The sequence below is a fragment of the Phenylobacterium sp. genome, from assembly GCF_036563385.1.
Classification (GTDB): Bacteria; Pseudomonadota; Alphaproteobacteria; order Caulobacterales; family Caulobacteraceae; genus Phenylobacterium.
Map to the genome: position 1 here is coordinate 139,976 of NZ_DATCML010000016.1, position 25,869 is coordinate 165,844.

Here is a 25,869-nt window from a genome sequence, read left to right on the forward strand (position 1 = left end):
GCCGCATCAGCCGTCTCCAGGCTTTGCGTGGCGAGCCGGCGCGCGCCACAATCGCGGCAGAAGGAGCCCGCCCATGACCGTCGGCAGCGAGGAAGAGCTGGAGAGGCTGAAGGCCGTGGGGCGGCTGGTGGCGCGCACGCTCCAGGCCATGGGTCAGGCGCTGGAGCCGGGGATCACCACCCGCGAGCTCGACGAGCTGGGCCGCCGGATGCTCGAGGACGCGGGCGCGCGCTCGGCCCCGGAGCTGTCCTACAACTTCCCCGGCGCGACGTGCATCTCGGTGGCGCCGGACGTCGCCCACGGCATTCCTGGCGAGCGCCGGGTGCAGGCGGGCGACCTGATCAACATCGACGTGTCCGCCGAGCTGGACGGGGTGTTCGCCGACACCGGCGCCTCGTTCGCGGTGCCGCCGGTGACCCCGAAGGTGGAGCGGCTGTGCCGCGACGGCCGACGTGCGCTGTGGAGCGGCATCCGGCAGGTGCGGGCCGGCGCGGAGCTGGCCGCCATCGGCAAGAGCATCGAGGCCTTCGCGACGAAGAACGGCTACACCCTGGTCCGTAACTTGGCCAGCCACGGGGTGGGGTCGTCCCTGCACGAGGAGCCGACCGAGATCGCCACCTGGCACGATCGCTCCGAGCGGCGGAAGATCCACGACGGGCTGGTGTTCACCATCGAACCGTTCCTGTCCCTGGGAGCCGACTGGGTGGACGAGGCCGACGACGGCTGGACGCTGTTCCCGCCCGGCGGCGAGCCCACCGTTCAGTACGAGCACACGCTGGTGGCGACGCCACGCGGCGCGGTGGTGGTCACCCTTCCCGACTGACCCGCAGCGAGGATCGACCTGCTGAGCCCGGTCTGGGCGCTCGCGGACCTCGTCGCCTTCGCCCACGGGGAACCCGGCTGTTGACACCTCCGATGGGTTCCACTATCCACCGCGCCTCGAATTTCGACCCGGAGCTTTTCTCGTGAAGCGCACCTTCCAGCCCTCCCGCCTCGTGCGCGCGCGTCGTCACGGCTTCCGTCTGCGCATGTCGACGAAGAACGGCCAGAAGATCCTTGCTCGCCGCCGCGCCAAGGGCCGCAAGCGCCTGAGCGCCTAGGGCCGCCGCCCCGGTCCGCCCAAGGCGAGCCGGGCCTCATGCACATGAGCTTTCCAAGAACGGACGCAGCGGCGACGCGGCGTCCGCTTCTTTTTGCGCCGCGCTGCGGCGGGACGCCGCGGTAGGATCCCTGCCGTGACCGACGCCTTCCCGATCGCGCGGCTGAAAACGCGCGCAGAGTTCCTGGCCTGCGCCCAAGCGCCCTCCACCGCCAAGGGCGCGGTGGTGGTGCAGGCCAGGCCGCGCGGCGACGCCCAGCCCCTCGTGCGCGCCGGCTTTACGGCCACCAAGCGGATCGGCGGGGCCGTGGAGCGCAACCGCGCCAAGCGGCGAATGCGCGAGGCCGCCCGGCTGCTGCTGCCGGCCTTCGGCAAGCCCGGCGTGGACTATGTCTTCATCGCCCGCGGCGGCGTGACCAGCCGCCCCTGGGACCGTTTGCTTGACGACGTGAAAACCGCGCTGTTAAGGCTCGCCGCCGACCGCGAGAGCCCCGAGGCGCCGGGCCCGCGCCCCTCCTCCACGGACCGCACCCCCTGAATGCAACGCGACGATAACACCCGCAACACGATCATCTTCATCGTCGCGGCCATGCTCCTGTTCGTGGGCTACCAGTACTTCGTGCTGAGCCCGGCCCAGAAGCGCGCCGAGGCCCAGGCCGCGCGCCAGTCGTCCGCGGGGGCGGCCGCGCCGGCCAGCGCCGGGGGCGTGCGCCCGCCCGCGACGCCGCAGACCGTCACCCGCCAGCAGGCCGCCGGGGCGAGCCCGCGCCTGCCGATCGACACGCCGGCCCTGAAGGGCACCCTGTCGCTGCGCGGTGCGCGTATCGACGACCTGTTCCTCACCGAATACCGCCAGACGGTGGACCGCAACTCGCCGCCGGTGGAGCTGCTGCGCCCCGAAGGCGCCCGCCACGCCTGGTTCGCCGACATCGGCTGGACCGGCGCCAACGTGCCCGGCCTGCCCACGCCCGACACGGTCTGGAACGTGGTGCAGGGCGGGGCGCTCGCGCCCGGCCGGCCGGTGGTCTTGCAGACGACCAACGGCGCCGGCCTGACCTTCACCCGCCGCGTGGAGGTGGACGAGCACTTCCTGTTCACCGTCACCGACACGGTGGCGAACGCCGGCCCCACGCCGGTCACCCTGGTCCCATACGCCTCGGTGCAGCGCCAGGGCGTTCCGGCCGACCTCGGCGCCAACCAGATCGTCCATGAGGGCGCGGTGGGCTGGCTGGACGGCAAGCTCAGGCAGGTGAAGTACAAGAAGTGGCAGAAGGACGGGGGCGGTCCCGCCTATTCCTCCACGGGCGGCTGGCTCGGCATCACCGACAAGTACTGGCTGACGGCGCTGGTGCCCGGCCAGGGCGAGCGCATCTCCGGCCAGTTCCGCCGGACCGACGTCGGCGCGACCCAGGTGCTGGACGCCACCTTTACGGGCGAGCCCAAGACCGTGGCCCCCGGCCAGCAGGTCACCGAGACCACCCACTTCATCGCCGGCGCGAAGCGGGTGCCGCTGCTGCGCCAGTACTCCGCCAAGCTGAACGTCGAGCGCCTGGACTGGTCGGTGGACTGGGGGAACTTCTGGTTCCTGACCCGGCCGATCTTCTCGTTCCTGGCCTTCATCTCGCAGCACGTCCTGAACTTCGGCGTGGCGATCCTGCTGCTGACCGTGGTCGTGCGGGCGATCTTCTTCCCGCTGGCGAACAAGCAGTACGAGTCGCTGACCAAGATGAAGAAGGTGCAGCCCCAGATGGAGGAGCTGCGCAAGAAGTACAAGGATGATCCCGCGAAGCAGCAGCAGGAGCTGCTGGCCCTCTACCAGCGCGAAAAGGTCAATCCGCTGGCGGGGTGTCTGCCGCTGCTGCTGCAGATCCCGGTGTTCTACGCCCTCTACAAGGTGCTGACGGTCACGATCGAGATGCGGCACGCGCCCTTCGTGGGCTGGCTGCGGGACCTGTCGGCCCCGGATCCCACCAACATCTGGACGCTGTTCGGCCTGATCCCCTGGGATCCCGCGGCCGTGCCGCTGATCGGCTCCATCATCGGCAACACCGCCGGCCACCACGGCTTCCTGGCGCTCGGCATCCTGCCGCTACTCTACGGGGTGACCATGTGGCTGACCACGGCCATGAGCCCGCCCGCGCCCGATCCGGTGCAGCAGAAGATCTTCCAGCTGATGCCGATCATGTTCACCTTCATCATGGCCCCGTTCGCTGCCGGCCTGCTGCTCTACTGGACCTGGTCGAACGTGCTGACGATCCTCCAGCAGTGGGTGATCATGCGCCGCTTCAAGGTGGACAACCCGATCGACAAATTGATCCGGAAAGTCACCGGCAAGCCGGACCCGGTCACATGAGCGACGCCGCCTTCGACGCGGAGGCGCTGGAGGCGGCGCGCAAGCTCTTCGCCGGCGAGGCGCGGTTCATGATGGGCGCCGTCAACATGGCGGGCCTGCCCGACACCGACCTTCCGGAAGTGGCCTTCGCCGGCCGCTCCAACGTCGGAAAGTCCAGCCTGATCAACGCCGTCACCGGCCGCGGCCACCTGGCGCGGGCCTCGAACGAGCCCGGCCGGACCCGCGAGGTGAACTTCTTCGTCATCGCCGAGCGGCTGCGCCTGGTCGACCTGCCGGGCTACGGCTTCGCCCGCGCGTCCAAGGGCGAGGTGAAGAAATTCCAGAACCTGGGGCGCGACTACCTCCGGGGCCGGCCGAACCTGAAGCGGGCCTTCCTGCTGATCGACGCGCGCCATGGCCTGAAGCCGGTGGACGAGGAGGCCATGGCGGCCTTCGACGTCGCGGCGGTGAGCTACCAGATCGTCCTGACCAAGGCCGACAAGCTGAAGGCGTCCGAAGTGGCGGCGGTGACCGAACGCACCACAGCCCAGATCGCCAAGCGGCCGGCCGCCTTCCCGCGGGTCCTGGCCACGTCCTCTGAGAAGGGGGCCGGCATCCCTGAGCTGCGCGCCGAGATCGCACAGGCGACGGCGGTGTTCGAGGGGCCATGAACACCGCGGACGCCGAGCCGCTTTTCCGCTCGGCGCTCGCGCGGCTGAAGGCTGGCGACCCCACCGGCGGATTGGCCGAACTCGACCGGCTGCTTGCGGCGCGGCCCCAGCATGTGGGGGCCCTGGTCAGTCGAGGCTCGGCGCTCGCGGCGGTGGGCCGCGCGGACGAGGCGGAGGGCAGCTTCCGGGCGGCGCTGGACCTGCAGCCGGGGCAGCCCACAGCGCTCTGGAACCTTGGCCTGCTGCTGATCGAGCGCGAAGCCTTCGAGGCCGCCCTGGCGCTGGCGCAGGCCGCCTTGGACGCCAACCCCGCCAACACCACAGCGCGGCTGCTGCTCGGCGATGCGCTGACAGGGCTTGGGCGGTTCGAGGCGGCCTGCGACGCTTATCGCGCGGTGCCGCCGGACGATCCCGAGGCGCGACCCGCGCGCTCCAAGCTGGGCCAGGCCCTGGCGGCCATCGGCGACCCTGCCGCCGCCCTGCCCCTGCTGGACGCGGCGGTGGCGGCCGACCCGCAGGACGCGTTCGCCCGATATCGCCGCGGGATCGTTCGCCTGTCGCTCGGCGACTTCGCCGGCTGGCCGGACTACGAGCACCGCTGGAAGACCAAGCCGTTCCTGGCCCGCTCAGCAGGGGTGGTGGCGCCGGCGCTGGCGCCGCGTCTGGCGCTCGCGCCGACCAAGGCCGATCTCGCCGGACAGCGCGTGCTTCTGCTGGGCGAACAGGGGATCGGCGACCAGATCATGTTCGCCAGCATGGTCCCCGACCTTCTGGAGGTGGCGCGTTCGGTCACCTGCGTGGCGGAGCCGCGGCTCGAGCGCCTGTTCGCCGGCTCCTTCGCGACGGGCCTGTTCACCGGCCCGGCGCAGGCCCGGGTGCGGCAGGGCGACGTGGACCGCATCGTCGCCCTCGGCAGTCTGGGCTGCGCCTTCCGCCCCGATCGGGCGAGCTTCCCCGGGCGACCGTACCTGCGTCCCAGCGCCGAAGCGCAGGGGCGCTGGGCGGCGCGGCTGGGCCCCAGGACCACGCGGCTGCGCATCGGCCTGTCCTGGCGCGGCGGCGTGGCCACCACGGGCCGGACGCGCCGCTCGCTCGACCTCCACCAGCTGCGGCCGCTGCTGGCGCTCGAGGACTGCGAAGTGGTCAGCCTGCAGTATGGCGAGGTCGCCGAGGAGCTGGCGCAGGCGAACGCCGGGCTGGCTCGGCCGATCCGCAGCTTCGCCGCCGACGAACTCGGCGACATGGACGACCTGGCGGCCCTCGCGGCGCAGCTCGACGCGGTGGTCTCGGTGCAGACGGCGCTGGCGCACCTGTGCGGGGCGATTGGCCAGACGTGCCTGGTGCTGCTGCCGTCCACCCCCGAGTGGCGCTATGGCGCCGAGGGCTCGGAGATGCCCTGGTACGGTTCGGTCCGGCTGTACCGGCAGACCGAGCGGGGAGAGTGGGGCCCTGTGGTGGAGGAGGTCGTGCACGCCGTGCGGCACGGCTCGACGGCCTAGGCGGACGCCGCGTCAGGCGGCTAACTGGAGGCGGAAAACGCCTGCAGGATCCGTCAGATGCTCACCACCGACACGCGCACCGTCTACGACGAGGACATGAACCTCTTCCGCGACCAGGTGCGGAAGTTCTTCGACCGCGCGCTCACGCCGAACCTCGACCGCTGGGAGGAGGAGGGCGTCGTCGACCGCGGGTTCTGGAGGGCTTGCGGCGAGGCGGGCCTGCTGTGCCCCACCGTGCCGCCGGAGTACGGCGGCCTCGGCCTCGATTTCCGCTACAACGCGATCATCGACGAGGAGCTGGCTTATGCGGGGTCCAGCGCGGGCATCACCCTGCAGTCCGACATCGTCGCCGACTACATCGCCAACTACGGCTCGGAAGAGCAGAAGCAGAAGTGGCTGCCGAAGATGGTCTCCGGCGAGGCGATCACCGCCATCGCCATGACCGAGCCCGGCACCGGCTCGGACCTGCAGGGGGTGCGCACCACCGCCCGCAAGGACGGCAACCACTATGTGGTCAACGGCTCCAAGACCTACATCACCAATGGCCAGAACGCCGACCTGATCGTCGTGGTGGCCAAGACCGACCCCAATGCCGGCTCCAAGGGCGTGTCGCTGATCCTGGTGGAGGCTGACCGCGAAGGCTTCAAGCGCGGCCGCAACCTCGACAAGGTGGGGCAGAACTCGGCCGACACCTCGGAGCTGTTCTTCGAAGACGTGCGGGTGCCGATCACCAACTGCCTTGGCGAGGAGGGCCGCGGCTTCGCCTACCTGATGCAGCAGCTGCCGCAGGAGCGGCTGGGGATCGCCGTGTCCGGCCAGGCGGGGGCACAGCGGGCCTTCGACGAGGCGGTGAAGTTCACCAAGGAGCGCAAGGCGTTCGGGCAGTCGATCTTCGACTTCCAGAACACCCGCTTCACCCTGGGCGGGCTGAAGGCCAAGCTGCAGGCCGGCTGGGCGCACCTGGACTGGTGCATCGCCCGCCACCTGGAGGGCAAGCTGACCGCGGCCGAGGCCAGCGCCGCCAAGCTGTTCCACACCGAGCTGCAGTGGGAGGTGGTGGACGCCGCCCTGCAGCTGCACGGCGGCGCGGGCTACATGAACGAGTACCCGGTGGCCAGGCTCTGGCGCGACGCGCGGGTGCAGCGGATCTACGGCGGGACGTCGGAGATCATGAAGGAAGTGGTCGCGCGGTCGATCTGACTCCCTCCTCTCCCGCGCCGAAGGGCGAGGGAGAGGGTGGGGTGAGGGCCCGGCTCATGCAGCTGGATCGCGCCGGATGAGAGCGCGAGGGCCCTCGGGCCCGCATCCGGAGTGGCGGTGAGGTCCCAGCCGGCCCTCACCCTACCCTCTCCCGCAAGCGGGAGAGGAGGCGGTTAGCGCTTCACCACCTCGCCGCCCTTCATCACGAAGACCGGGCGCTCCAGCACCGTCACGTCGGCCAGCGGGTCGCCGGTGACGCCGACCAGGTCGCCAAAGGCGCCGGGCTTCACCTGGCCCACGTCCTTTTCCTGGCCAAGCGCCTGGGCCGCTACCACCGTGGCCGACTGGATGGCCTGCAGCGGGGTGGCGCCGTAGCGCACCATGACGGCGAACTGGCGGGCGTTCTGGCCGTGCGGGTAGATGCCCGCGTCCGAGCCGAAGACATGCTTCACGCCGGCCTTGAGGCTCTTTCGGAAGTTCTCCCGCTGGATGTCGGCCACCTCGCGGTCCTTGGCCAGGTTGGCTTCGAGCACGCCGTTCTTCTTGCCCTCGGCCTGGGTGTAGTCGGTGTTGAAGATGTCCATGCTGAAGTAGGCGCCGCGCTCGCGGGCGAGCCGGATGCCCTCGTCGTCCACCAGGCTGACGTGCTCGATGGTGTCGACGCCGGCGCGGATCGCGTCCTTGATCCCGGCGGCGCCGTGGGCGTGGGCGGCGACCTTCAGGCCGGCCATGTGGGCCTCGTCCACCACGGCCTTCATCTCGTCGAGGCTGAGCTGCTGGGCCCCAACCGAGGGGCCGCGGGAGAAGACCCCGCCGGTGGCACAGATCTTGATCACCTGGGCGCCGTACTTCTTGGCCAGGCGGACCTTGGCTCGGGCCTCCTCGGCGCTGTCGATGGTGAAGGGGCTCTTCTCCCCCATCGAGGGCGGGAAGAAGGTCGAGTCGCAGTGGCCGCCGGTGGCGCCGAGCGCATAGGTGGCCGTCACGACCCGGGGGCCCGGGATGTAGCCGCCGTCGATCGCCTCGCGCAGGCCGACGTCGGCGTAGAATTCCGAGCCCACGTTGCGCACGGTGGTGAAGCCGGCTTCGACGGTGTCCTTGGCGTGGCGGGTGGCCACCGCCGTCCAGAAGGCGTCGGAGTATTCCAGGTAGTTGTAGCCGCCGATCTTGGCCACGCTGGTCAGGTGGACGTGCATGTCGATCAGGCCCGGCAGCAGGGTGACGCCCGGCAGGTCGACGCGCTTGGCCCCGGCCGGGACCGCATCGCCCTGGCGAGCCACCGAGACGACGCGGCCGTCGGTGATGACGACCAGCGGCTTTTCCACGTAGCGTCCGGTGGCGACGTCCAGCAGCCGGTCGGCCGAGACCGCCACCGTCGCCGCCTGCGCTGCGCCCGCCGTCATCGACGCGGCGATCGCCGCCGCAACCCACGCCTTCATCGCAGCCCCCCTCACGCCGGAACAGGCTGCAGCCTTAGCACGGCGCGCGGCGGGTGACAGAGGGGGCCTCGTCCGCTATCGGAACCCGCCGGAACGAGGAGCGGGCGAGCAGTGGCGGACGAGACGAACGGCCAGGGTTGGGCGACGGCCAAGACGCTCGCCGAGGCGCTGCCCTACATCCAGATCTACGACCGCGAGACGGTGGTCATCAAATACGGCGGCCACGCCATGGGCGAGGAGCAGGTGGCCAAGCTGTTCGCCGCCGACGCCGTGCTGCTGAAGATGCTGGGCGTCCATCCGGTGGTGGTGCACGGCGGCGGGCCGCAGATCTCGGCGTGGCTCTCCAAGGCGGGCGTGAAATCGACCTTCGTGGACGGCCTGCGGGTGACCGACGAGGCCACCATGGAGGTGGCCGAGATGGTGCTCTCCGGCGCGATCAACAAGGAGATCGCCAACTGGATCACCCAGGCCGGCGCCGAGGCCGACGTGCGCGGCGTGGGCCTGTCGGGCAAGGACGCCAAGCTGATCGTGGTCGAGAAGGTCACCCGCACCAAGAAGGCGCCCGACTCCGACGAGGAGCAGATGGTCGACCTGGGCTTCGTGGGCGAGCCGAAGAAGGTGGATCCGAAGCTGATCGAGGCCCTGCTCTACGCCGAGGAGGACTACATCCCGGTGGTGGCGCCGATCGGGGTGTCCGACACCGGCGAGACCTACAACATCAACGCCGACACGGTGGCCGGCGCCCTGGCTGGCGCGCTGAACGCCAAGCGCATGCTGCTGCTCACCGACGTGCCGGGGGTGCTCGGCAAGGACGGCGAGCTGATCCGCCAGATGACCGTGGCCGAGGCCCGGGCGGCGATCGCCGACGGGGTCGCCACCGGCGGCATGATCCCCAAGCTGGAGACGGCCATCGGGGCGGTGGAGGCCGGCGTGGAGGCGGTGGTCATCCTGGACGGCCGTCGTCCCCACGCCATGTTGGTGGAGCTGTTCACCGAGCACGGCGCGGGCACCCTGATCTGCGAATGACCGAGCCGGCGGACCTCAGGCACGTCGACACCTGGCTGTTCGACCTCGACAACACCCTCTACCCGGCCGAGTCCGGCTTCATGGGAGAGATCGAGCGGCGGATGACGGCCTTCGTGCAGAAGGTCACCGGCCTGCCGCGCGATGACGCCTACCGGCTGCAGAAGGACTATCTGCGCGAGCACGGCCTGACCCTGATCGGGCTGATGAAGCACCACGGCGTGGAGCCCGCCGAGTTCCACGCCCTGTTCCACGACCTGTCGCTGGAGGCCCTGGCGCACGACCCCGAGCTGCTGGCGGCGCTGGAGCGGCTGCCGGGCCGGCGGCTGATCTTCACCAACGCCGACGACGTCCACGCCGAGCGGGTGCTGGCCCGGCTGGGCCTCGCCGACCTGTTCGACGACGTCTTCCACATCGGCCTGACCGACTACCGGCCCAAGCCCGACCCGGCGGCCTTCGCGGCGATGAACGCCGCTCATGGGATCGCGCCGGCCACCGCCGCCTTCTTCGAGGATTCCGAGCGCAACCTCGCGCCGGCCGCCGAGCTCGGGATGACCACTGTGCTGGTGGGCCCGCACGCGCCCGCCTCCGCCGCCCCGTTCGTCCACCACCGCACCGCAAGGCTCGCGCCGTTCCTGGCCGCGGCCCAGGTCAAGGAAGCCGCATGACCACCATCACCGCCGACGACCTGAAGACCGAGATCGAGGCCGCCTGGGCCGCCCGCGACGGGATCAACACCGCCACCAAGGGGCCGGTGCGCACCGCCGTCGACGAGACGCTGAACCTGCTGGACGCCGGCAAGCTGCGCGTGGCCCATCGCGGCGCCGACGGCCACTGGGTGGTGAACCAGTGGGTGAAGGAGGCGATCCTGCTCTCCTTCCGGCTCAATGCGAACCAGGTGATGCACGCCGGCGCGCCCGGTCCCTACTGGGACAAGGTGCCCACCAAGTTCCACGGCTGGGACGCACCGCAGTTCGAGGCCGCGGGCTTCCGGGCCGTCCCGGGGGCCATTGTGCGCAAGGGCGCGCACATCGGCCGCAACGTGGTGCTGATGCCCTCCTTCGTGAACATCGGCGCCTTCGTGGACGAGGGGACGATGATCGATACCTGGGCCACTGTCGGCTCGTGCGCGCAGGTGGGGAAGAACTGCCACATCTCCGGCGGCGCCGGCCTGGGCGGGGTGCTGGAGCCCCTGCAGGCCAACCCGACGATCATCGAGGACAACTGCTTCATCGGCGCCCGCGCGGAGGTGGCCGAGGGCGTGATCGTGCGCGAGGGGAGCGTGCTCTCCATGGGCGTGTTCATCACTTCCACGACCCCGATCATCGACCGCCGGACCGGAGAGGTCCGCACGGGCGAGGTGCCGCCCTATTCGGTGGTGGTGTCGGGCTCGCGGCCGAACCCGCACGACCCGGCCCTGCCGTCCACCTACTGCGCGGTGATCATGAAGACTGTGGACGAGCGGACGCGGTCGAAGACCTCGATCAATGAGCTGCTGCGCGACTGAGGGAGGCTCCCCCTCAGGGGGAGCGCTCGGGATAGGGCGCGCCGTCGCGGTGGCGGTAGACCTCGTCGGGGCCGACCACCATGTCGAGGTCGGGGTAGTCGCAGCGGTCGGCATCGGGACGGCGCGAGCCGACCTCGAGCAGCAGGGCCGGGCGGTCGCTGCGGTTCTGCAGGTGGTGGCCGTTGGCGACGCCGGCCGGGAAGCCCGCGCAGTCGCCGGCGCGCAGAACCTGCTCGCCGTCGTCGGTGACCAGCACCACTTCGCCGTCCACGATCCAGACGAACTCGTCCTCGTGCGTGTGCCAGTGCCGCTGGGACGACCAACCGCCGGGCTTCAGGGTCATCAGGTTGACCCCGAACTGGGTGAGGCCCGCTGCGTCTCCCAGCCGCTGGCGCGCCCGGGCAAGGCTCGTGGTGCGGGGCGGGATAGCCCGACCCTTCCAGCACCGGCACGCTCGCCACGTCGATCTTCGGCATGTCGTCCCCTCGCCTCTTGCGTCCAGGAGAGGTAGAGCCTCGCCATGTCCGCCGCCATAGACGCCGTCGAACTCACCCGCGAGCTGATCCGCCGCCCGTCCGTCACGCCGGCCGACGCGGGCGCCATGGAGATCGTGGAGCGGACCCTGGAGGGGCTCGGCTTCGCCTGCCGACGGATGCGGTTCGGGGAGATCGAGAACCTCTACGCCCGCTTCGGGACAGGGCGACCGAACCTCTGCTTCGCCGGCCACACCGATGTGGTGCCGGTGGGCGACGCCGCCGCCTGGTCGAAGGACGCCTTCGCCGCCGAGGTGGTGGACGGAGTGCTGATCGGGCGCGGCGCCGTGGACATGAAGAGCGCCATCGCCGCCTTCGCCGCCGCCGCGGCCAGGGCGATCGCGGCCGGCGAGGTGAAGGGCTCGCTCTCCTTCCTGATCACCGGGGACGAGGAGGGCGTGGCGCTGGACGGCACCAAGAAGGTGGTCCAGGCGCTGCAGGCGGAAGGCGAGGCGATCGACCACTGCGTGGTGGGCGAGCCGACGAGCGCCGAGTCGTTCGGGGACATGGTCAAGGTCGGCCGCCGCGGCTCGATCAACGCCGAGATCACGGTGGAGGGCGTCCAGGGTCACGTGGCCTATCCGCACCGGGCGGCCAACCCGACACCGGTGCTGGTGAGGCTGCTGGCCGCCCTGCAGGCGCGGGTGCTGGACGAGGGCTATCCGGAGTTCCAGCCGTCAAACCTGGAAGTGACCATGATCGACGTGCCGAACACGGCGACCAACGTGATCCCCGGCCTGGCCAAGGCGCGGCTGAACATCCGCTTCAACCCGAACCACACCGGCCAGGCCCTGGCTGACTGGATCAAGGCGGAGGCCGAGAAGGCCGGCGAGGGTTTCAGGGGCAAGGTGACCGTCGTCCCGCAGATCAGCGGCGAGGCCTTCCTCACCGAGCCTGGGCGGTTCACCGAGGTCGTGGCCGCGGCGGTGGAAGAGGCTGCGGGCCAGGCGCCGGAGCTCTCCACGTCCGGAGGCACCAGCGACGCCCGCTTCATCCGCGCGCTCTGCCCGGTGGTGGAGGTGGGCCTGGTGGGCCGTACCATGCACCAGGTGGACGAACGCGCGCCGGTGGAGGAGATCCGCCAGCTGCAAGCGGTCTACGAAGCGCTGATCCGGCGGTACTTCGCGGCGTTCGGCGCCTGAGATCCTCTCCCGCTTGCGGGAGAGGAGACTAGTACCCCACGTGCGTGAGGTAGAGGCCGTCGGAGGGGGCGACGGGGCCGCAGGCCTTGCGGTCTTTCGCCTCCAGGGCGGCGCGGAGATCGTCCCGGGTCCAGCGGCCGAGGCCGACCTGCGCCAGGCTGCCGGTCATGGAGCGGACCTGACGGTGCAGGAAGCTGCGCGAGGCGAACTCCAGGTGGACCTCCTCGCCCACACGGGACACGCGCGCCACGTCCAAGGTCTTCATCGGGCTCTTCGCCTGGCACCCCAGGTCGCGGAAGGTTGTGAAGTCGTGGTGGCCGACCAGCACCTGAGCGGCCTCGTGCATCGCCTCGGCGTCGAGCGGCTTCTTCACGTGCCAGACGCGGCCCTTGTCCAGGGCCGGCGGGCCGAGGCGGTTCAGGATCCGGTAGAGGTAGCGCCGCTCCTTGGCCGAGAAGCGGGCGTGCCAATCGCCCTCCGCCACACCGGCCTCGAGCACCGAGACCCGCTCGTCCACGAGGTAGGCGTTGAGCGCATTGCGGACCGTCTCGGCGGGCCAGTCCTTGGCCAGGTCGACGTGCACCACCTGGCCGGTGGCGTGGACGCCGGTGTCGGTGCGACCGGCGGCCTGCAGGCGCAAGGTCTCGCCCGAGAAGGCCTTCACGGCCGCCTCGATCGCGCCCTGCACCGAGGGCAGGCGCTCCTGCGCCTGGAAGCCGTGGTAGGGGCGGCCGTCGTATTCGATGGTGAGGCGGTAGCGGGGCATCAGCCGAGCTTGGTTCCAGGCGGGACCGGCGCGCCGTTCAGGAAGGCCTCGGCATCCTGCGGGCCGCGGCCCTCGCGCTGCACGCGCAGCAGGCGCACCGCCCCGCCCCCGCAGGCGACTAGCAGGCGGTCGTCCAGGGCGGCGCCGGGCGTCCCGTCCACGTCCTCGAAGGCCGACAGCAGGGCCTTGACCCGGACGGGGCCCTTCTCGGTCGGCAACTCGAACCAGGCGCCGGGGAAGGGCGAGAGGCCGCGGATCTTGCGGTCCACCTCTTCGGCCGGCTTGCCCCAATCGATCCGCGCCTCCTTCGAGCGGATCTTCTTGGCGTAGGTGATCCCCTCCTCAGGCTGCGGGGTCTCCACGGCGCGGCCAGCCTCGATCTCGGGCAGGGTGCGGGCGATGAGCTCGGCGCCGGCGGCCGCCAGGCGATCGTGCAGGGTGGCCGCGGTGTCGGAGGCGCCGATCCGCACGGTGGCGGTCGCCAGCACCGGCCCCTCGTCGAGGCCCTCGGTCATGCGCATGACCTGCACGCCGGTGATCGGGTCGCCGGCCATGATCGCCCGCTGGATCGGCGCGGCGCCGCGCCAGCGGGGCAGCAGGGAGGCATGCACGTTGAACGAGCCGAGGCGCGGGGCCTCCAGCACATCGCGCGGCAGGATCTGCCCGAAGGCGACCACCACCGCGGCGTCCAGCGCAAGCGCCCGGAAGGCCTCGATCTCGGCCGGGTCGCGCATGGAGGCGGGCGTGCGCACCGGGATGTCGCGCGCCTCGGCGAAGGCGTGCACCGGCGAGGGCTTCAGGGCCTGGCCGCGCCCGCGCGGGGCGGGCGGCTGGGAATAGACGCAGGCGATCTCGTGGCCCGCGTCCACGAGGGCCTGGAGCGCGGCGACGGAGAAGTCGGGGGTGCCGAGAAAGGCGAGGCGCATGATGCGGGGGGCTTTACCCCGTCCCCCTTCCCAAGGGAACTTGGCCGCAAGCGCCGCCGTTCAGCGGCCGACAAATAGGGAGCCTCGAATGAGATCGATCGCCACCGCCGCCGTGCTCGGCTTCGCCCTGGCCATCGCCGCCTGCAGCCAGTCCGAGCAGGACAAGACGCAAGCCGAGGCGAACGCGGCCGCCTCCGACGTGAAGACGGGCGCCGTGGAGGTGGGTAGCGAGATGGAGGCCAACCTCGACAAGGCCGGCGAGGAGCTGAAGGAGATCACCAGCGACCCCGACGTGAAGAAGGCCGGAGACGAGGCGGAGGCCGCGCTGAAGAGCCTGGGCTCGGCGATCAAGGACGCTTCAAACGAGGACGCGCCGGCGGAGAAGAAGTAGAGCGCGACGCGGCTCAGCGGCGGGCGGTTCCGACCCGGCGTCCTGGGCTTGCGCCCGCGTGGGGGGGGCCGTCAGGCCGCCTTGCTGATCTTCTTGACCTTCTTCACCGCCTGCTCGCGCTTCAGGCGCGACAGGTGGTCGATGAAAAGCACGCCGTTCAGATGGTCCATCTCGTGCTGGATGCAGACGGCGTAGAGGCCGTCGGCCTCCTCCTCGACCAGCTCGCCCTGGTAGTTCAGGTAGCGCAGCTTAACCCGGGCGGGGCGCTCCACCTCGTCGTAGTACTCCGGCACCGAGAGGCAGCCCTCCTCGTAGGGGGCGGTGTCGTCGGAGGACCAGAGGATCTCCGGATTGACGAAGTAGCGCGGCTGCTTGTCTTCCTCAGGGCGCGCCAGGTCCATGACGATGATGCGCTTGGGGACCCCGATCTGGATGGCGGCCAGGCCGATCCCGGGCGCCGCGTACATGGTCTCCAGCATGTCATCCATGAGCGCGCGGGTCTCGTCGGTCACCTCGGTGACGGGTTCGGAGACCTGCTTCAGGACCGGGTTCGGGACCGTGAGGATTTCGCGGATGGCCATGGCGGGGAGGTAGGGTGGCTATTTCCGAGCGTCAAGGTCGGAGATCATAGGCTCAGGCGTCCTCACCCGCCACCAGCCGGACCTGCGGCCCTTCGGCAGGATGCAGCTTCACGAGCGGACGCACCGACGCCTCCACCGGCGCGATCTCCGCGATCTCCTTACCCTGGTGATCGACCTTCAGGTCCTCGAACCGCTTGGCCTGGGTAAGCACCTGGGTCTCGAGCGAGGCGACCATCTGGTTGTAGCGGTCCACCGCGGCGGTGAGCGCCTTGCCCACCGAAGAGGCGTGGCCGCCCATGACGGCGATGCGCTTGTAGAGCTCGCGGCCGAGGTCGGCGATCTTGCGGGCGTTGGCCGCCTGGTCCTCGACTCGCCAGCCATAGCTCACCGCCTTGCAGAGGGCGAACAGCGTGGTCGGGGTGACGATCACCACCCGCCGGTCCATGGCCTCGGTGAGCAGGTCCGGCGCCCGGTCGAGGGCGGCGGCGAGCGCCGAATCCAGCGGCACGAACATGGCGACGAAGTCCGGGGAGCTCTCGAACTGGTCCCAGTAGGCCTTGGCTGACAGGCCCTGGATGTGGCCGCGGACGCTCTGCACGTGGCGCAGGCCGCAGGCGTCGCGGGCCAGGTCGTCCGCCGCGTCCTGCAGCTCCAGGAAGGCGTTCAGCGAGCACTTGGCGTCGATCACGAACAGTCCGCCGCCCGGCAGGCGAATGGTGACGTCGGGCCGGCGCCGGCCCTCCTCCGTGTCGGTGGAGGTCTGCTCATCGAAGTCGTAGCGCTTTGATAGGCCGGCGGCCTCCAGCACGTTGCGCAGGGTCTGCTCGCCCCAGCGGCCCTGGACGCCGGCCCCGCGGCGGAGCGCCGCCGACAGTTTGCGGGCCTCGTCCTGGGTGGCCGTGGAGGCGGCGAGCAGCTGGGAGATCTGCTGCTTCAGGCCGCCGGTTTCCTCGGCGCGCTGCTTCTCCACCGCGGCCACCTGCTCCTGGAACTTCTGCAGGGTCTCGGCCACCGGCTTCAGTTGGGCCTCGATGCGCGCCTGGGCCAGCTGCTCGCGATTACGGAAGGTCTCCTCGGTCTGCTTGACCAGCGCCTCGGCCACGGCGTTGGCGGACTGGGCGGCCTGCGCCTTCAGGTACTCGGCGTGGGCCTCGGCCTGGCCTTCCAGCAGGGAGATGCGGGCCTCGGCGACGGAGGCGCGGACCCGTTCCTTCAGCGCCCAGGCGACGGCGGCCGCAGCCAGGGCGGCGAACAGAACGGCGGCGAGGATGGCGATGTTCATGCTGCGTTCTTAGCGCGAACGGTGAGTCGGTTCTACCGCCCCGGCGTCGCAGGGCTCCCGGGCGGCGCTAGGCCGGCCTGCGCGCCCGCATGGCCTGGGCGATGGTGCCGTCGTCCAGCCAGTCGAGCTCGCCACCGACCGGCACGCCGCGGGCGAGCATGGTCACCGAGACCTCGGCGTTCTCGAGGCGGTCGGCGAGGTAGTGGGCGGTGGTCTGGCCGTCGACGGTGGCCGGGAGCGCCAGGATCACCTCGCGCACCGCCGGGTCGGCGGCGCGACCCACCAGCGGGCCCACGCGCAGGGCTTCCGGCCCCACCCCGTCGAGCGCCGAGAGCAGGCCGCCCAGCACGTGGTAGCGGCCGCGGAAGGCGCCCGCCCGTTCCATGGCCCAAAGCGCCCCCACCTCCTCCACCACGCAGATCAGCGCGGCGTCGCGCTGCGGGTCCGAACAGATGGCGCAGGGGTCCTGGGTGTCGAGGCTGCCGCAGACCTGGCAGGTCTTCACCCGCTGGGCGGCTTCCGAGAGGGCGTCGGCCAGCGGGTTCAGCAGCTGGTCGCGCCGTTTCAGCAGGGCCAGCGCGGCGCGCCTCGCCGACCGCGGCCCGAGCCCCGGCAGCTTGGCGAGCAGGCCGATCAGCCGCTCGATCTCGGGTCCGGCGGATGCGGCCAAATCAGAACTTCGGCATGCCCGGCAGGCCCATGCCGGCCAGAGGACCGGCGGCCTCGCGCATCATCTCCGCCTGCTTCTCGTCGAGCTTGCGCTTGGCGTCGGCGTGGGCGGCGACCACCAGGTCGGAGATCACCTCGCCCTCGCCCGGCTGGATCAGGCTCTCGTCGAGGTCGACACGGGCGAGCTCGCCCGAGCCCTTGAGGGTCACCTTGACCATGCCGCCGCCGGAGGTGCCCTCGACGTTGAGCTCGGCCAGCCGCGCCTGGGCGTCGGCCAGCTTCTGCTGCATGGCCTGGGCCTGCTTCATCAGGGCGTTGAGGTCCTTCATTGCACGACCTTCTCACTCAAAGGCGCCTCAGGCGCCTGGAATTGAAACCACCAGGAGCACCAAGGACACCAAGGCGCCCTGACACGCCAGTCCCTTGGTGCGCATTGCGCCCCGGGTGGTGATGGAAATGCGGCTTCGCCGCTAGTCCTCGTCGGCCTCTTCCTCGGGCGGCGGCGCGCCCTCGGCCTGAGTTTCCGGCTGCGGCTGGTTTCGGATGGAGACGATCTCGGCGCCGGGGAAGGCCTGCAGCACAGACTGGACGAAGGGGTCCTGCTCGATCTGGGCGCGCACCTCGCGCTGCTCGCGCTTCTGCTTCTCCCAGAGGCTCTCGGCCCCGCCGCCGCCCTGGGCGACGATCAGCCAGCGCTCGCCAGTCCACTCCTTGAGGCGCGCCACGAGGCGCTGGGCGAGGTCGCGCGGCGCGCCGGGCGCTGGCTCGTATTCGATCGCGCCCGTGCGGAAGCTGATCGGGCGGACGTAGCGCTCCACGTCCAGCTTCAGGGTGATGTCCCGGCGCTTTTCGATCAGCGCCATGACGTCGTCGAAGGACTGCAGGGTGGGCGCCGGCTCGGCCGCCTGCGGCTGGGCCATAGGCTGCCGGGCCACGGCCGAGGCCGCTCCCCCGCCAGCGCCAGCGCCGCCGCCGCCGCCGCCGCCGGAGGGCATTGCTCCGCCGCCGGACCCGCCGGAGATCGGCTCCCCGGCGCGCAGCTTCTTCAGCGCCTCTTCCGGCCCGGGCAGGTCGGCGGCGAAGGCCATGCGGATGATCGCCATGTCGGTGGCGGCCGCGGCGTCGGGCGCGCGACGGACCTCCTCATACGCCTTCAGCAGCAGCTGCCAGAGCCTGGAGAGCACGCCGGCCGACACCGAGGCGCAGATGGCGGCCAACCGGGCGGCCTGCTCCTTCGGCATCACCAGGGCCTGGGGCCCGATGGCCTTGGCGACGGATGCGCCGTGGCAGTGGTCCAGCAGGTCCAGCATGACCTGGTCGGGATTGGCGCCGTAGCCGTAGAGCGTGCGGAAGGTCTCGATGGCCGGGCCGGCCTGGCCGCGCATGATCTCCTCGAACAGTGCGATGGTCTGCGCCCGGTCGGCGAGGCCCAGCATGTCCCGGATGCTCTCGGCGGTGACGGTCTGCCCAGGCTCGGCCTGGACGATCGCCTGGTCGAGCATGGACTGGCCGTCGCGCACCGAGCCTTCGGCGGCGCGGGCGATCAGCATCAGGCCCTCCTGCTCGACGCGCGCGCCCTCGTTCTCGCAGATCATCTCGAGGTTCTTGAGCAGGACCTCGGGTTCCACCCGCCGCAGGTCGAACCGCTGGGTGCGGGACAGGATGGTCACCGGCACCTTGCGGATTTCGGTCGTGGCGAAGATGAACTTGGCGTGCGGCGGCGGCTCTTCCAGCGTCTTCAGGAGCGCGTTGAACGCCCCCGTCGACAGCATGTGGACCTCGTCGATGATGTAGACCTTGTAGCGAGCTTCGACGGGCGCATAGCGGACGCCGTCCAGCAGCTCGCGCATGTCGGCCACCCCGGTCCGCGAGGCCGCGTCGAGCTCGAGCACGTCCATGTGCCGGCCCTCGATGATCGCCCGGCAGTGCCGCCCCTCGCCCTTGAAGTCGAGGGTCGGCTCGTGGATGTCGTCGGTCTCGTAGTTCAGGGCGCGGGCCAGCAGGCGCGCCGTCGTGGTCTTGCCGACCCCGCGGACGCCGGTGAGCATGAAGGCGTGGGCGATCCGGCCGGTGGCGAACGCATTGCGCAGCGTCCGCACCATGGCCTCCTGGCCATAGAGGTCCTCGAAGGTCTTCGGCCGGTACTTGCGGGCGATGACGGTGTAGGCCGCGCCCTCGTCGGTCCCCTGTGCGGGGGCCGGCGGCTTCGGCTCGTCGCCGAACATGTCCCCCGTGTTCGGATCCCGCTCCGGCGGGTCGGAATCGAGCGTGAAGTCTTCGTCCGCCATGCGGCTACTTAAGGGGACGCCTGCCGTCGGGAAAAGGGGAAAGCCCTGCGGCCAATGGCCGAAACGAGGTGGAGACCGGACGCCGACCCGAAGGGGATCTCGTTGTGGCTGCTGCCTTCCGGCCCTGACCAGGTTGGCGAGGCCTTCGCCCGTCGCCGATCTCCGGGCGGGTATATGGCCGCTGGCGGCGGCCGGCGCAACAGGAACCGCCTGCCGCGTCCGATCCTGGCGGGCCAGGCTGAAGCCGGCTCGACAGCTGCGCCGGAAGGATGTTAGCGGTAACGCAACACGACAGATCGCGGCTCCCGAACGGACGCTGCGGCGCAAGACCCGGAGGAAACACGGTGGTTCGCAAGGCCCTGCTTTTGTGCGCGTGGCTGGTTTCCGTAGGCCTGGCGGAGGCCGCGCAGGCGCAGCCCGCCGCCGGTCCCTCGCGGCTGCGCGACACGTCCCTGAGCCCCGAACAAAGGGCCGCCGACCTCGTCTCGCGGATGACGCTCGAGGAGAAGGCGCGCCAGCTCGGCCACGACGCGCCCGCGATCCCGCGGCTGGGCGTGCCCAAGTACAACTGGTGGAACGAGGGCCTGCACGGCGTGGCCCGCGCCGGCTTCGCCACGGTTTTCCCGCAGGCGATCGGCATGGCCGCCACCTGGGACCCGCAGCGGATGCAGGCGGCGGCCGACGTCATCAGCACCGAGTTCCGGGCCAAGTACGCCGAGCGGGTGGGCCCCGACGGCGGGACGGACTGGTACCGGGGGCTCACCGTCTGGTCGCCCAACATCAACATCTTCCGCGACCCGCGCTGGGGCCGGGGCCAGGAGACCTATGGGGAGGACCCCTACCTGACCTCGCGGATCGGCATCGCCTTCATCCGCGGCCTGCAGGGGGACGACCCGAAGTACTTCAAGACCATCGCCACTTCGAAGCACTACGCGGTGCACTCCGGGCCGGAGTCGAACCGCCATCGGGAGGACGTTCACCCGAACCCGAAGGACCTGGAGGAGACCTACCTGCCGGCGTTCCGGGCCACGGTCACCGAGGGCAAGGTGCAGGCGGTGATGTGCGCCTACAACGCGGTCGACGGCATCCCGGCGTGCGCCAGCGAGGACCTGCTGGAAACCCGGCTGCGCAAGGCCTGGGGCTTCAGGGGCCACGTGGTCTCCGACTGCGGCGCGGCCGCGAACATCTACCGGGAGGACAGCCTCCGCTATGTGAAGACGCCGGAAGAGGGGATCGCCCGGGCGCTCGCGGCCGGCATGGACGTGGTCTGCGGCGACTATCGCGCCGACTGGAACATGGAGGCCGGCGCGGTCGTCTCGGCGGTCCGCAAGGGTGTCATGCCGGAGGCGCTGCTGGACCGGGCGCTCGTGCGCCTGTTCGCCGACCGCATCCGTCTGGGCCTGTTCGACCCGCCCGCCGCCGTGCCGTTCTCGAAGATCACCGCCGCGCAGAACGACACGCCCGAGCATCACGCGCGGGCGCTCGAAATGGCCAAGGCCTCCATGGTGCTGCTGAAGAACGACGGCCTGCTGCCCCTGAAGGCTGCGCCGCGCCGCATCGCCGTCGTGGGGCCGAACGCCGACAGCGTCGACGCCCTGATCGGCAACTACTACGGCACGCCTTCGAAGCCGGTGACTGTGCTGGCGGGGATCAAGGCCCGGTTCCCGAGCGCCGAGATCGTGCACGTGGAGGGCGTGGGCGTGGTCGGGCCGGCGGCCGCGCCCGTGCCTGACGCGGCGTTCTGCATGGATGCGGCGTGCACGCAGCGCGGCCTGCGCCAGGAGACCTTCCGCAACCTGCGGGCCGAGGGCGCCCCGGCGGAGACCCGGACGACCGCCAACGCCGCCTTCGACTGGACCGGGGAACGCGAGAGCTCGATCCGCTGGAGCGGCTTCATCACCGCGCCGGCCACGGGCGAGCACCGGTTCCGGCTGGCCAGCGACAACGGCTACCGGGTGTTCATCGACGGCAAGCCGGTGGTCGACGAGTGGGGCGTGGGCGACGCGCCTTCGATCCTGGACGGCGCCGTGCGGCTGGAGGCCGGTAAGCGCTATCCGATCCGCGTGGAGGGCTTCCAGCGGGGCGTGAAGGGCCGTCAGCGCCTGGTGTGGAGCCTGCCCGGCGACGAGGGCCAGGCGGCGATCGACGCCGCCCGCAACGCCGACCTTGTGGTGTTCGTGGGCGGCCTCTCGGCCAGGGTCGAGGGCGAGGAGATGAAGCTGCAGGTGCCGGGCTTCTCCGGCGGGGACCGCACCAGCCTCGACCTGCCGGCGCCGCAACAGAGATTGCTGGAGCGGCTGCACGCCACGGGGAAGCCCGTGGTGCTGGTGCTGATGAACGGCAGCGCGCTCTCGGTGAACTGGGCGGACGCCAACCTGCCGGCCATCGTCGAGGCCTGGTATCCCGGCGGCGAGGGCGGCCATGCGGTGGCCCAGCTGCTGGCTGGCGACTACAGCCCCGCCGGGCGGCTGCCCGTGACCTTCTACCGCTCGGCGGACCAGCTGCCCGGCTTCAGCGATTACCGGATGGCGGGGCGGACCTACCGCTACTTCGCCGGCGAAGCGCTCTATCCGTTCGGCCATGGGCTCAGCTACGCCCGCTTCGCCTACGGGCCGGTGCGGGTGAGCGCGCCCCGAATCGGCGCGGACCAGAGCGTCACCGTCTCCGTGGACGTCACCAACTCCGGGGCCATGGACGCGGATGAAGTGGTGCAGCTCTATCTCTCCCATCCCGGCAAGCCGGACGCGCCGCTGCGCAGCCTGCAGGGCTTCGAGCGGATCCACCTCAAGCGCGGAGAGACGCGGACGGTGCGCTTCACGCTCCAGGACCGGGCGCTGAGCGTGGTCGCCGCCGACGGCGCACGCGCCATCGAGCCGGGCCCGGTGGAGGTCTGGGTCGGCGGCGGCCAGCCGCTGGCCCGCCCGGGGCTCGCCATGCCCCCCGGCGGCCGCACGCGGTTCGAGATCACCGGTCGCCGGCCCCTGCCGCTTTAGGCCGGCGCTTCGCAAGGCCGTCCGGGCGCTCTAGAACGTCCGGATGGCCCTCGACGTCTTCCTGAACACCTTCGCCGGCAACCCGCTGGACCGGGCGAGCGACCGGCGGGGGAACGCCCAGTGGCTGGCCGAGCAGCTGGCCAGCCCCGACAGCCTCGGCCTCGCCCTGTGGAACGGCAAGCCGTTGGTCGAGGCCGGCAAGGACGGCGGCGTACAGATCGCCTACCTGCCGCCGCGGGTGGTGAGCGAACTGGCGGGCGGCCTTGAGAAGCTGCTGTTCATGGGGCTTTGGAAGGACACGGCGATCTTCGCGGCGGACCTCGGCGGCTCCGTCGACCCGGCTGAAGGGCCGCTGCAGGGGCTCGGCCGGTTCGAGGACCTGCGCGCGATCGCGCTGAAGGCGCCCCCGCCTGAGGCGGCGATCATCGCCACCGCCAAGGCCATGTTCGAATGGCGCCGGCGGCACGATCACTGCGCGCAGTGCGGCGAGCCCACCCTGATCAAGGACGGCGGCTGGAAGCGGCAGTGCCAAGCCTGCGAGAGCGAACACTTCCCCAGGACCGACCCGGTGGTGATCATGCTGCCCTACATCGGCGATCGCTGCATGCTGGGCCGCCAGGCCGCTTGGCCCAAGGGCATGTACTCGGCCCTCGCCGGCTTCCTGGAGCCCGGTGAGAGCATCGAGGAGGCCTGCGCCCGCGAGCTAAACGAGGAGGCGGGGCTGAAGGCGACGAAGGTGCGCTACCATTCGAGCCAGCCCTGGCCCTACCCCTCGTCGCTGATGATCGGCCTGATCGCCGAGGTGGAGAACGACGAGGCCGCACCCGACCAGACGGAGCTGTCGGAGATCCGCTGGCTGACCCGCGACGAGGCCCGCGACCTGCTGGCCGGCCGGCTGGAGGGGATGATGGCCCCCACCCCCATGGCCATCGCCCACCAGCTGATCAGGGCCTGGGTGGAGGAAGGGTGAGGTTTCCTGATGCTCCCCCTCAGGGGGAGCTGTTCGGGCCACCTCCCCCTGCGCGGGAGGATTGGTGCGAACCTACCGCGCCCGGAACGGGTCGGCCGCGTAGACGCCGAGGATCTCGAACTTCTCGCTGAAGAACTGTAGCTCCTCGAAGGCGCGGGCGAGGCCGATGTCCTCCGGACGGCCGTCGACCTCGGCGTAGAAGAAGGTCGCCGCGAACAGGCCGTTCTCCATGTAGCTCTCGAGCTTCGTCATGTTGACGCCGTTGGTGGCGAAGCCGCCGAGCGCCTTGTAGAGCGCCGCCGGCAGGTTCCTGACGCGGAAGATGAAGCTGGTCACGCAGGGGGCGGTGAACGGCGGCGGCGGGGGGTTCGGGTCCGCGGTCATCACCAGGAAGCGGGTGGTGTTGTTGTGCTCGTCCTCGATGTCGCGGGCCAGGATCTCCAGCCCGTAGATGTCGGCGGCGAGCGCCGGCGAGACCGCCGCCTTGGTGCGGTCGGGCCGTTCTGACAGCAGCTTGGCGGCGCCGGCCGTGTCGCCGGTGGCCTCGGTCTTCAGCTTCAGGCGGCGGATGGTTTTGCGGCACTGGCCGAGGGCGATCGGCATGCTCATGGCGGTGGTGACCTCCTCCAGTTTCACGCCGGGGTTGGCCATCAGCTGGAAGTGGATCGGCTTGAAGCGCTCGCCGATGATCTTCAGGCCCGAGGACGGCAGCAGGTGATGCACGTCGGCTACCCGCCCCGCGATCGAGTTCTCCACCGGGATCATGCCGAGCTGGCAGTCGCCGGTCTTCACGGCCTCGAAGGCGTCCTCGAAGCTGGCGTGCGGCACGGGCTCGAACTCGGGAAAGTGCTGGGCGCAGGCCTCGTGGGAGTTGGCGCCGAGCTCGCCCTGGAAGGCGATCCGTCCCTTGGTCATCCGATGGTCCTTGCGTGTTGCCGCGCCCGCTCGAGGTCGGCGGGGTTGTCGACCGAGATCGGGGCTTCGTCGATGACCGCCGCCCACACCTGCATGCCCAGCTCGAGCACCCGCAGCTGCTCCAGCCGCTCGCGCGCCTCCAGGGGCGAGGGACTGGCCGCGTTGAAGCGCATCAGCGCCTCGCGCCGGTAGCCGTAGATCCCGTGGTGCAGCCACACCGGCCCGTCGCCGTAGAGCACCGAGCGGGTGAAATAGAGAGCGCGCGCCGTGCGTCCGTCCGGCTGCATGGCGGCCACGACCTTCGGGATGTCGGGGTTGCTGCGTTCCGATGGATCGGCCTCGGCCACCATGACCGTGGAGAGGTCGCACGAGGGTTGCGCCTGCAGCAGCTCGGCGACCGCGCGGACCGCCTGCGGCTGCACGAAGGGGATGTCGCCCTGCAGGTTGACGATCACGTCATGGCGCCCGGCCGGGTCCAACTCGGTCAGGGCGGCGACGATCCGGTCGGAGCCCGAGGGCAGGTCCGGGTCGGTGAGAACGGCGCGGCCGCCGGCCGCCTGCACAGCCTCCAGGATCTCGCGATCGCCGGCCGCCACGGCCACCGGGCCGACGCCCGCGGCCTCCGCCTGGCGCAGGACGCGGACGATCATCGGCAGACCGCCGATATCGGCCAGAGGCTTCCCCGGCAGGCGGGTCGCGGCCATGCGCGCGGGGATGAGGACGATCGGGTTCATGGCCAAGCAGTGGGCGGTTGCGCCCGCGCCGGTAGCGTGTAAGAGAGCCACGCGCAATAAGGGGCGGGATTCCCGCGCGTTAAGCCGGTGGGCGCGCCGGCTGTCGAGAGGACCGACTTCGACACTATGAGCGACCTGAAGTTCAACAAGATCGCCGGCGCCGTCCTGGCGACGGGCCTGGCCCTCGTGGGTCTGAAGGAACTCTCGGGCGGCGTGTTCGCCCCGCAGGAAGTCGAGAAGCCCGGCTATCTTGTCGAGGTCGCAGCCGAGGAAGGCGCCGGCGGCGGCGCCGCTGAGGCGCCGATCGACTGGGGCACCGTCCTGCCGACGGCGGACATCGCCGCGGGCGAGGCCGCCTTCAACAAGTGCAAGTCCTGCCACACCGTCGACGCCGGCGGCGCGAACGGCACCGGCCCGAACCTGTTCGGCGTCGTCGGGCGCAAGCCGGCGGGCCACGGCGGCTTCGCCTATTCGCAGGCGATGACCGACCTCGGCGGCCGCGTGCCGGTTTGGAACGACCCTGAGCTCTCCGCCTTCCTGGCCGCCCCGCAGAAGTACCTGCCGGGCACCAAGATGACCTTCGTCGGCCTGAAGAAGGCCGAGGACCGCATCAACATCATCGCCTACCTGCGCTCCAAGGGCGGGACCTTGCCGGTGCCGGCCCCGAACCCGGCCGCCGCGGCGGCTCCGGCCGCGGGCGTGGACCCGAACGCCGCCCCGGCCCCTGGCGCGGCCGCGGAAGGCCAGCCGACCGCCACCGGCTCCACCGCCACGCCGGCGACGGGCGCCGGCGGCCCGGCCGGCCAGGGCACGGGCGCACCGGCGCCTGGCGCGCCGAGCGAGCAGCGCGGCGCCTCGGCGGCGTCCCCGACGGCTTCGGGCAACAGCCGGCAGTAGGCTGCGAGCAAA

At 71.0% G+C, this 25,869-nt stretch carries 25 protein-coding genes, 1 other RNA gene and 1 pseudogene; 15 read left to right on the forward strand and 12 right to left on the reverse strand.

Annotated elements, in window-relative coordinates; all coding sequences use genetic code 11:
* The first annotated feature begins 73 nt into the window (after positions 1–73).
* The 7 genes from map to VIL67_RS18360 all read left to right on the forward strand — a co-directional run bounded on the left by map (position 74) and on the right by VIL67_RS18360 (position 6,801).
* Positions 74–823 carry a type I methionyl aminopeptidase gene (gene map / locus VIL67_RS18330; protein ID WP_332050365.1) on the forward strand — a complete coding sequence of 250 codons (750 nt, stop codon included), beginning with the start codon at positions 74–76 and terminating at the stop codon, positions 821–823.
* Between the two features lie 142 nt (positions 824–965).
* Positions 966–1,100 (forward strand): 50S ribosomal protein L34, encoded by a 135-nt coding sequence (gene rpmH / locus VIL67_RS18335; protein WP_068877158.1) that lies wholly within the window; start codon positions 966–968, stop codon positions 1,098–1,100.
* Positions 1,101–1,226: 126 nt separating this feature from the next.
* Positions 1,227–1,637 (forward strand): ribonuclease P protein component, encoded by a 411-nt coding sequence (gene rnpA, locus VIL67_RS18340; protein ID WP_414696223.1) that lies wholly within the window; start codon positions 1,227–1,229, stop codon positions 1,635–1,637.
* Positions 1,638–3,452, forward strand: a complete 1,815-nt coding sequence (gene yidC, locus VIL67_RS18345; protein WP_332050367.1) for a membrane protein insertase YidC — start codon at positions 1,638–1,640, stop codon at positions 3,450–3,452.
* The gene (gene yihA, locus VIL67_RS18350; protein ID WP_332050368.1) at positions 3,449–4,102 is read left to right on the forward strand and encodes a ribosome biogenesis GTP-binding protein YihA/YsxC; all 654 of its coding nucleotides are present in this window, start codon (positions 3,449–3,451) and stop codon (positions 4,100–4,102) included. The genes yidC and yihA overlap by 4 nt, the downstream gene beginning before the upstream one ends.
* Positions 4,099–5,601: a tetratricopeptide repeat protein gene (locus VIL67_RS18355; protein WP_332050369.1), complete on the forward strand. Its 1,503-nt coding sequence runs from the start codon at positions 4,099–4,101 to the stop codon at positions 5,599–5,601. The genes yihA and VIL67_RS18355 overlap by 4 nt, the downstream gene beginning before the upstream one ends.
* 57 nt (positions 5,602–5,658) lie before the next feature.
* Positions 5,659–6,801, forward strand: a complete 1,143-nt coding sequence (locus VIL67_RS18360; RefSeq protein WP_332050370.1) for an acyl-CoA dehydrogenase family protein — start codon at positions 5,659–5,661, stop codon at positions 6,799–6,801.
* Positions 6,802–6,974: 173 nt separating this feature from the next.
* On the opposite strand, the gene VIL67_RS18365 is transcribed toward VIL67_RS18360, so the two are convergent.
* Positions 6,975–8,240: a Xaa-Pro dipeptidase gene (locus tag VIL67_RS18365; protein ID WP_332050371.1), complete on the reverse strand. Its 1,266-nt coding sequence runs from the start codon at positions 8,238–8,240 to the stop codon at positions 6,975–6,977.
* Between the two features lie 111 nt (positions 8,241–8,351).
* On the opposite strand from VIL67_RS18365, the gene argB reads away from it, so the two are divergent.
* The 3 genes from argB to dapD are packed head-to-tail and all read left to right on the forward strand — an operon-like array spanning position 8,352 to position 10,770.
* Positions 8,352–9,266, forward strand: coding sequence for an acetylglutamate kinase (gene argB, locus VIL67_RS18370; RefSeq protein ID WP_332050372.1), 915 nt, complete (start codon positions 8,352–8,354; stop codon positions 9,264–9,266).
* The gene (locus VIL67_RS18375) at positions 9,263–9,931 is read left to right on the forward strand and encodes a pyrimidine 5'-nucleotidase (protein ID WP_332050373.1); all 669 of its coding nucleotides are present in this window, start codon (positions 9,263–9,265) and stop codon (positions 9,929–9,931) included. The genes argB and VIL67_RS18375 overlap by 4 nt, the downstream gene beginning before the upstream one ends.
* Entirely contained in the window at positions 9,928–10,770 is an 843-nt protein-coding gene (gene dapD / locus VIL67_RS18380; RefSeq protein WP_332050374.1) for a 2,3,4,5-tetrahydropyridine-2,6-dicarboxylate N-succinyltransferase, read from the forward strand. The genes VIL67_RS18375 and dapD overlap by 4 nt, the downstream gene beginning before the upstream one ends.
* Before the next feature lie 13 nt (positions 10,771–10,783).
* On the opposite strand, the pseudogene VIL67_RS18385 reads toward dapD, so the two are convergent.
* Positions 10,784–11,246: pseudogene (locus VIL67_RS18385) on the reverse strand (cupin domain-containing protein).
* Between the two features lie 44 nt (positions 11,247–11,290).
* Between VIL67_RS18385 and dapE the strand changes: the two are divergent.
* On the forward strand, positions 11,291–12,445 hold the full coding sequence (gene dapE, locus VIL67_RS18390) for a succinyl-diaminopimelate desuccinylase (protein WP_332050375.1): 1,155 nt from the start codon (positions 11,291–11,293) through the stop codon (positions 12,443–12,445).
* 28 nt (positions 12,446–12,473) lie between these two features.
* Here dapE and truA read toward each other — a convergent pair whose 3' ends face one another.
* Positions 12,474–13,211 carry a tRNA pseudouridine(38-40) synthase TruA gene (gene truA / locus VIL67_RS18395; RefSeq protein WP_332050376.1) on the reverse strand — a complete coding sequence of 246 codons (738 nt, stop codon included), beginning with the start codon at positions 13,209–13,211 and terminating at the stop codon, positions 12,474–12,476.
* Complete coding sequence (gene fmt / locus VIL67_RS18400) at positions 13,211–14,137, reverse strand: methionyl-tRNA formyltransferase (protein ID WP_332050377.1); 927 nt, start codon at positions 14,135–14,137, stop codon at positions 13,211–13,213. The genes truA and fmt overlap by 1 nt, the downstream gene beginning before the upstream one ends.
* Positions 14,138–14,225: 88 nt before the next feature.
* Between fmt and VIL67_RS18405 the strand changes: the two genes are divergently transcribed.
* Positions 14,226–14,528: a hypothetical protein gene (locus VIL67_RS18405; protein WP_332050378.1), complete on the forward strand. Its 303-nt coding sequence runs from the start codon at positions 14,226–14,228 to the stop codon at positions 14,526–14,528.
* Positions 14,529–14,599: 71 nt separating this feature from the next.
* On the opposite strand, the gene def is transcribed toward VIL67_RS18405, so the two are convergent.
* The 6 genes from def to ffs form a co-directional block, all read right to left on the reverse strand.
* The gene (gene def / locus VIL67_RS18410) at positions 14,600–15,109 is read right to left on the reverse strand and encodes a peptide deformylase (protein WP_332050379.1); all 510 of its coding nucleotides are present in this window, start codon (positions 15,107–15,109) and stop codon (positions 14,600–14,602) included.
* A gap of 52 nt (positions 15,110–15,161) precedes the next feature.
* Entirely contained in the window at positions 15,162–16,391 is a 1,230-nt protein-coding gene (locus tag VIL67_RS18415) for a DNA recombination protein RmuC (protein WP_332050380.1), read from the reverse strand.
* A gap of 67 nt (positions 16,392–16,458) precedes the next feature.
* Positions 16,459–17,061: a recombination mediator RecR gene (gene recR / locus VIL67_RS18420; protein ID WP_332050381.1), complete on the reverse strand. Its 603-nt coding sequence runs from the start codon at positions 17,059–17,061 to the stop codon at positions 16,459–16,461.
* Position 17,062: 1 nt separating this feature from the next.
* Positions 17,063–17,389 (reverse strand): YbaB/EbfC family nucleoid-associated protein, encoded by a 327-nt coding sequence (locus VIL67_RS18425; RefSeq protein WP_332050382.1) that lies wholly within the window; start codon positions 17,387–17,389, stop codon positions 17,063–17,065.
* A gap of 141 nt (positions 17,390–17,530) precedes the next feature.
* Positions 17,531–19,348, reverse strand: coding sequence for a DNA polymerase III subunit gamma/tau (locus tag VIL67_RS18430; protein ID WP_332050383.1), 1,818 nt, complete (start codon positions 19,346–19,348; stop codon positions 17,531–17,533).
* Between the two features lie 66 nt (positions 19,349–19,414).
* An RNA gene (gene ffs / locus VIL67_RS18435) (signal recognition particle sRNA small type) lies at positions 19,415–19,513 on the reverse strand.
* Positions 19,514–19,692: 179 nt separating this feature from the next.
* On the opposite strand from ffs, the gene VIL67_RS18440 reads away from it, so the two are divergent.
* Entirely contained in the window at positions 19,693–22,341 is a 2,649-nt protein-coding gene (locus VIL67_RS18440) for a glycoside hydrolase family 3 protein (RefSeq protein WP_332050384.1), read from the forward strand.
* Between the two features lie 43 nt (positions 22,342–22,384).
* Positions 22,385–23,311: an NAD(+) diphosphatase gene (gene nudC / locus VIL67_RS18445; protein ID WP_332050385.1), complete on the forward strand. Its 927-nt coding sequence runs from the start codon at positions 22,385–22,387 to the stop codon at positions 23,309–23,311.
* A gap of 72 nt (positions 23,312–23,383) precedes the next feature.
* On the opposite strand, the gene VIL67_RS18450 is transcribed toward nudC, so the two are convergent.
* Positions 23,384–24,226, reverse strand: a complete 843-nt coding sequence (locus tag VIL67_RS18450; RefSeq protein ID WP_332050386.1) for a prephenate dehydratase — start codon at positions 24,224–24,226, stop codon at positions 23,384–23,386.
* A complete protein-coding gene (locus tag VIL67_RS18455) occupies positions 24,223–24,960 on the reverse strand; it encodes a 3-deoxy-manno-octulosonate cytidylyltransferase (RefSeq protein WP_332050387.1) in 738 nt (245 codons plus the stop codon). The genes VIL67_RS18450 and VIL67_RS18455 overlap by 4 nt, the downstream gene beginning before the upstream one ends.
* Positions 24,961–25,086: 126 nt before the next feature.
* On the opposite strand from VIL67_RS18455, the gene VIL67_RS18460 reads away from it, so the two are divergent.
* Entirely contained in the window at positions 25,087–25,857 is a 771-nt protein-coding gene (locus VIL67_RS18460) for a c-type cytochrome (RefSeq protein ID WP_332050388.1), read from the forward strand.
* Positions 25,858–25,869: the final 12 nt, after the last annotated feature.

What these genes read in the sequence shown, in the direction of transcription:
- VIL67_RS18455 (WP_332050387.1), bottom strand. Translation starts at nt 24,960, where the DNA reads ATGAACCCGATCGTCCTCATCCCCGCGCGCATGGCCGCGACCCGCCTG.
- truA (WP_332050376.1), bottom strand. Translation starts at nt 13,211, where the DNA reads ATGCCCCGCTACCGCCTCACCATCGAATACGACGGCCGCCCCTACCAC.
- VIL67_RS18355 (WP_332050369.1), top strand. Translation starts at nt 4,099, where the DNA reads ATGAACACCGCGGACGCCGAGCCGCTTTTCCGCTCGGCGCTCGCGCGG.
- yidC (WP_332050367.1), top strand. Translation starts at nt 1,638, where the DNA reads ATGCAACGCGACGATAACACCCGCAACACGATCATCTTCATCGTCGCG.
- VIL67_RS18450 (WP_332050386.1), bottom strand. Translation starts at nt 24,226, where the DNA reads ATGACCAAGGGACGGATCGCCTTCCAGGGCGAGCTCGGCGCCAACTCC.
- VIL67_RS18430 (WP_332050383.1), bottom strand. Translation starts at nt 19,348, where the DNA reads ATGGCGGACGAAGACTTCACGCTCGATTCCGACCCGCCGGAGCGGGAT.
- VIL67_RS18415 (WP_332050380.1), bottom strand. Translation starts at nt 16,391, where the DNA reads ATGAACATCGCCATCCTCGCCGCCGTTCTGTTCGCCGCCCTGGCTGCG.
- yihA (WP_332050368.1), top strand. Translation starts at nt 3,449, where the DNA reads ATGAGCGACGCCGCCTTCGACGCGGAGGCGCTGGAGGCGGCGCGCAAG.
- dapE (WP_332050375.1), top strand. Translation starts at nt 11,291, where the DNA reads ATGTCCGCCGCCATAGACGCCGTCGAACTCACCCGCGAGCTGATCCGC.
- VIL67_RS18375 (WP_332050373.1), top strand. Translation starts at nt 9,263, where the DNA reads ATGACCGAGCCGGCGGACCTCAGGCACGTCGACACCTGGCTGTTCGAC.
- def (WP_332050379.1), bottom strand. Translation starts at nt 15,109, where the DNA reads ATGGCCATCCGCGAAATCCTCACGGTCCCGAACCCGGTCCTGAAGCAG.
- fmt (WP_332050377.1), bottom strand. Translation starts at nt 14,137, where the DNA reads ATGCGCCTCGCCTTTCTCGGCACCCCCGACTTCTCCGTCGCCGCGCTC.
- VIL67_RS18460 (WP_332050388.1), top strand. Translation starts at nt 25,087, where the DNA reads ATGAGCGACCTGAAGTTCAACAAGATCGCCGGCGCCGTCCTGGCGACG.
- dapD (WP_332050374.1), top strand. Translation starts at nt 9,928, where the DNA reads ATGACCACCATCACCGCCGACGACCTGAAGACCGAGATCGAGGCCGCC.
- VIL67_RS18425 (WP_332050382.1), bottom strand. Translation starts at nt 17,389, where the DNA reads ATGAAGGACCTCAACGCCCTGATGAAGCAGGCCCAGGCCATGCAGCAG.
- map (WP_332050365.1), top strand. Translation starts at nt 74, where the DNA reads ATGACCGTCGGCAGCGAGGAAGAGCTGGAGAGGCTGAAGGCCGTGGGG.
- VIL67_RS18365 (WP_332050371.1), bottom strand. Translation starts at nt 8,240, where the DNA reads ATGAAGGCGTGGGTTGCGGCGGCGATCGCCGCGTCGATGACGGCGGGC.
- VIL67_RS18360 (WP_332050370.1), top strand. Translation starts at nt 5,659, where the DNA reads ATGCTCACCACCGACACGCGCACCGTCTACGACGAGGACATGAACCTC.
- nudC (WP_332050385.1), top strand. Translation starts at nt 22,385, where the DNA reads ATGGCCCTCGACGTCTTCCTGAACACCTTCGCCGGCAACCCGCTGGAC.
- VIL67_RS18405 (WP_332050378.1), top strand. Translation starts at nt 14,226, where the DNA reads ATGAGATCGATCGCCACCGCCGCCGTGCTCGGCTTCGCCCTGGCCATC.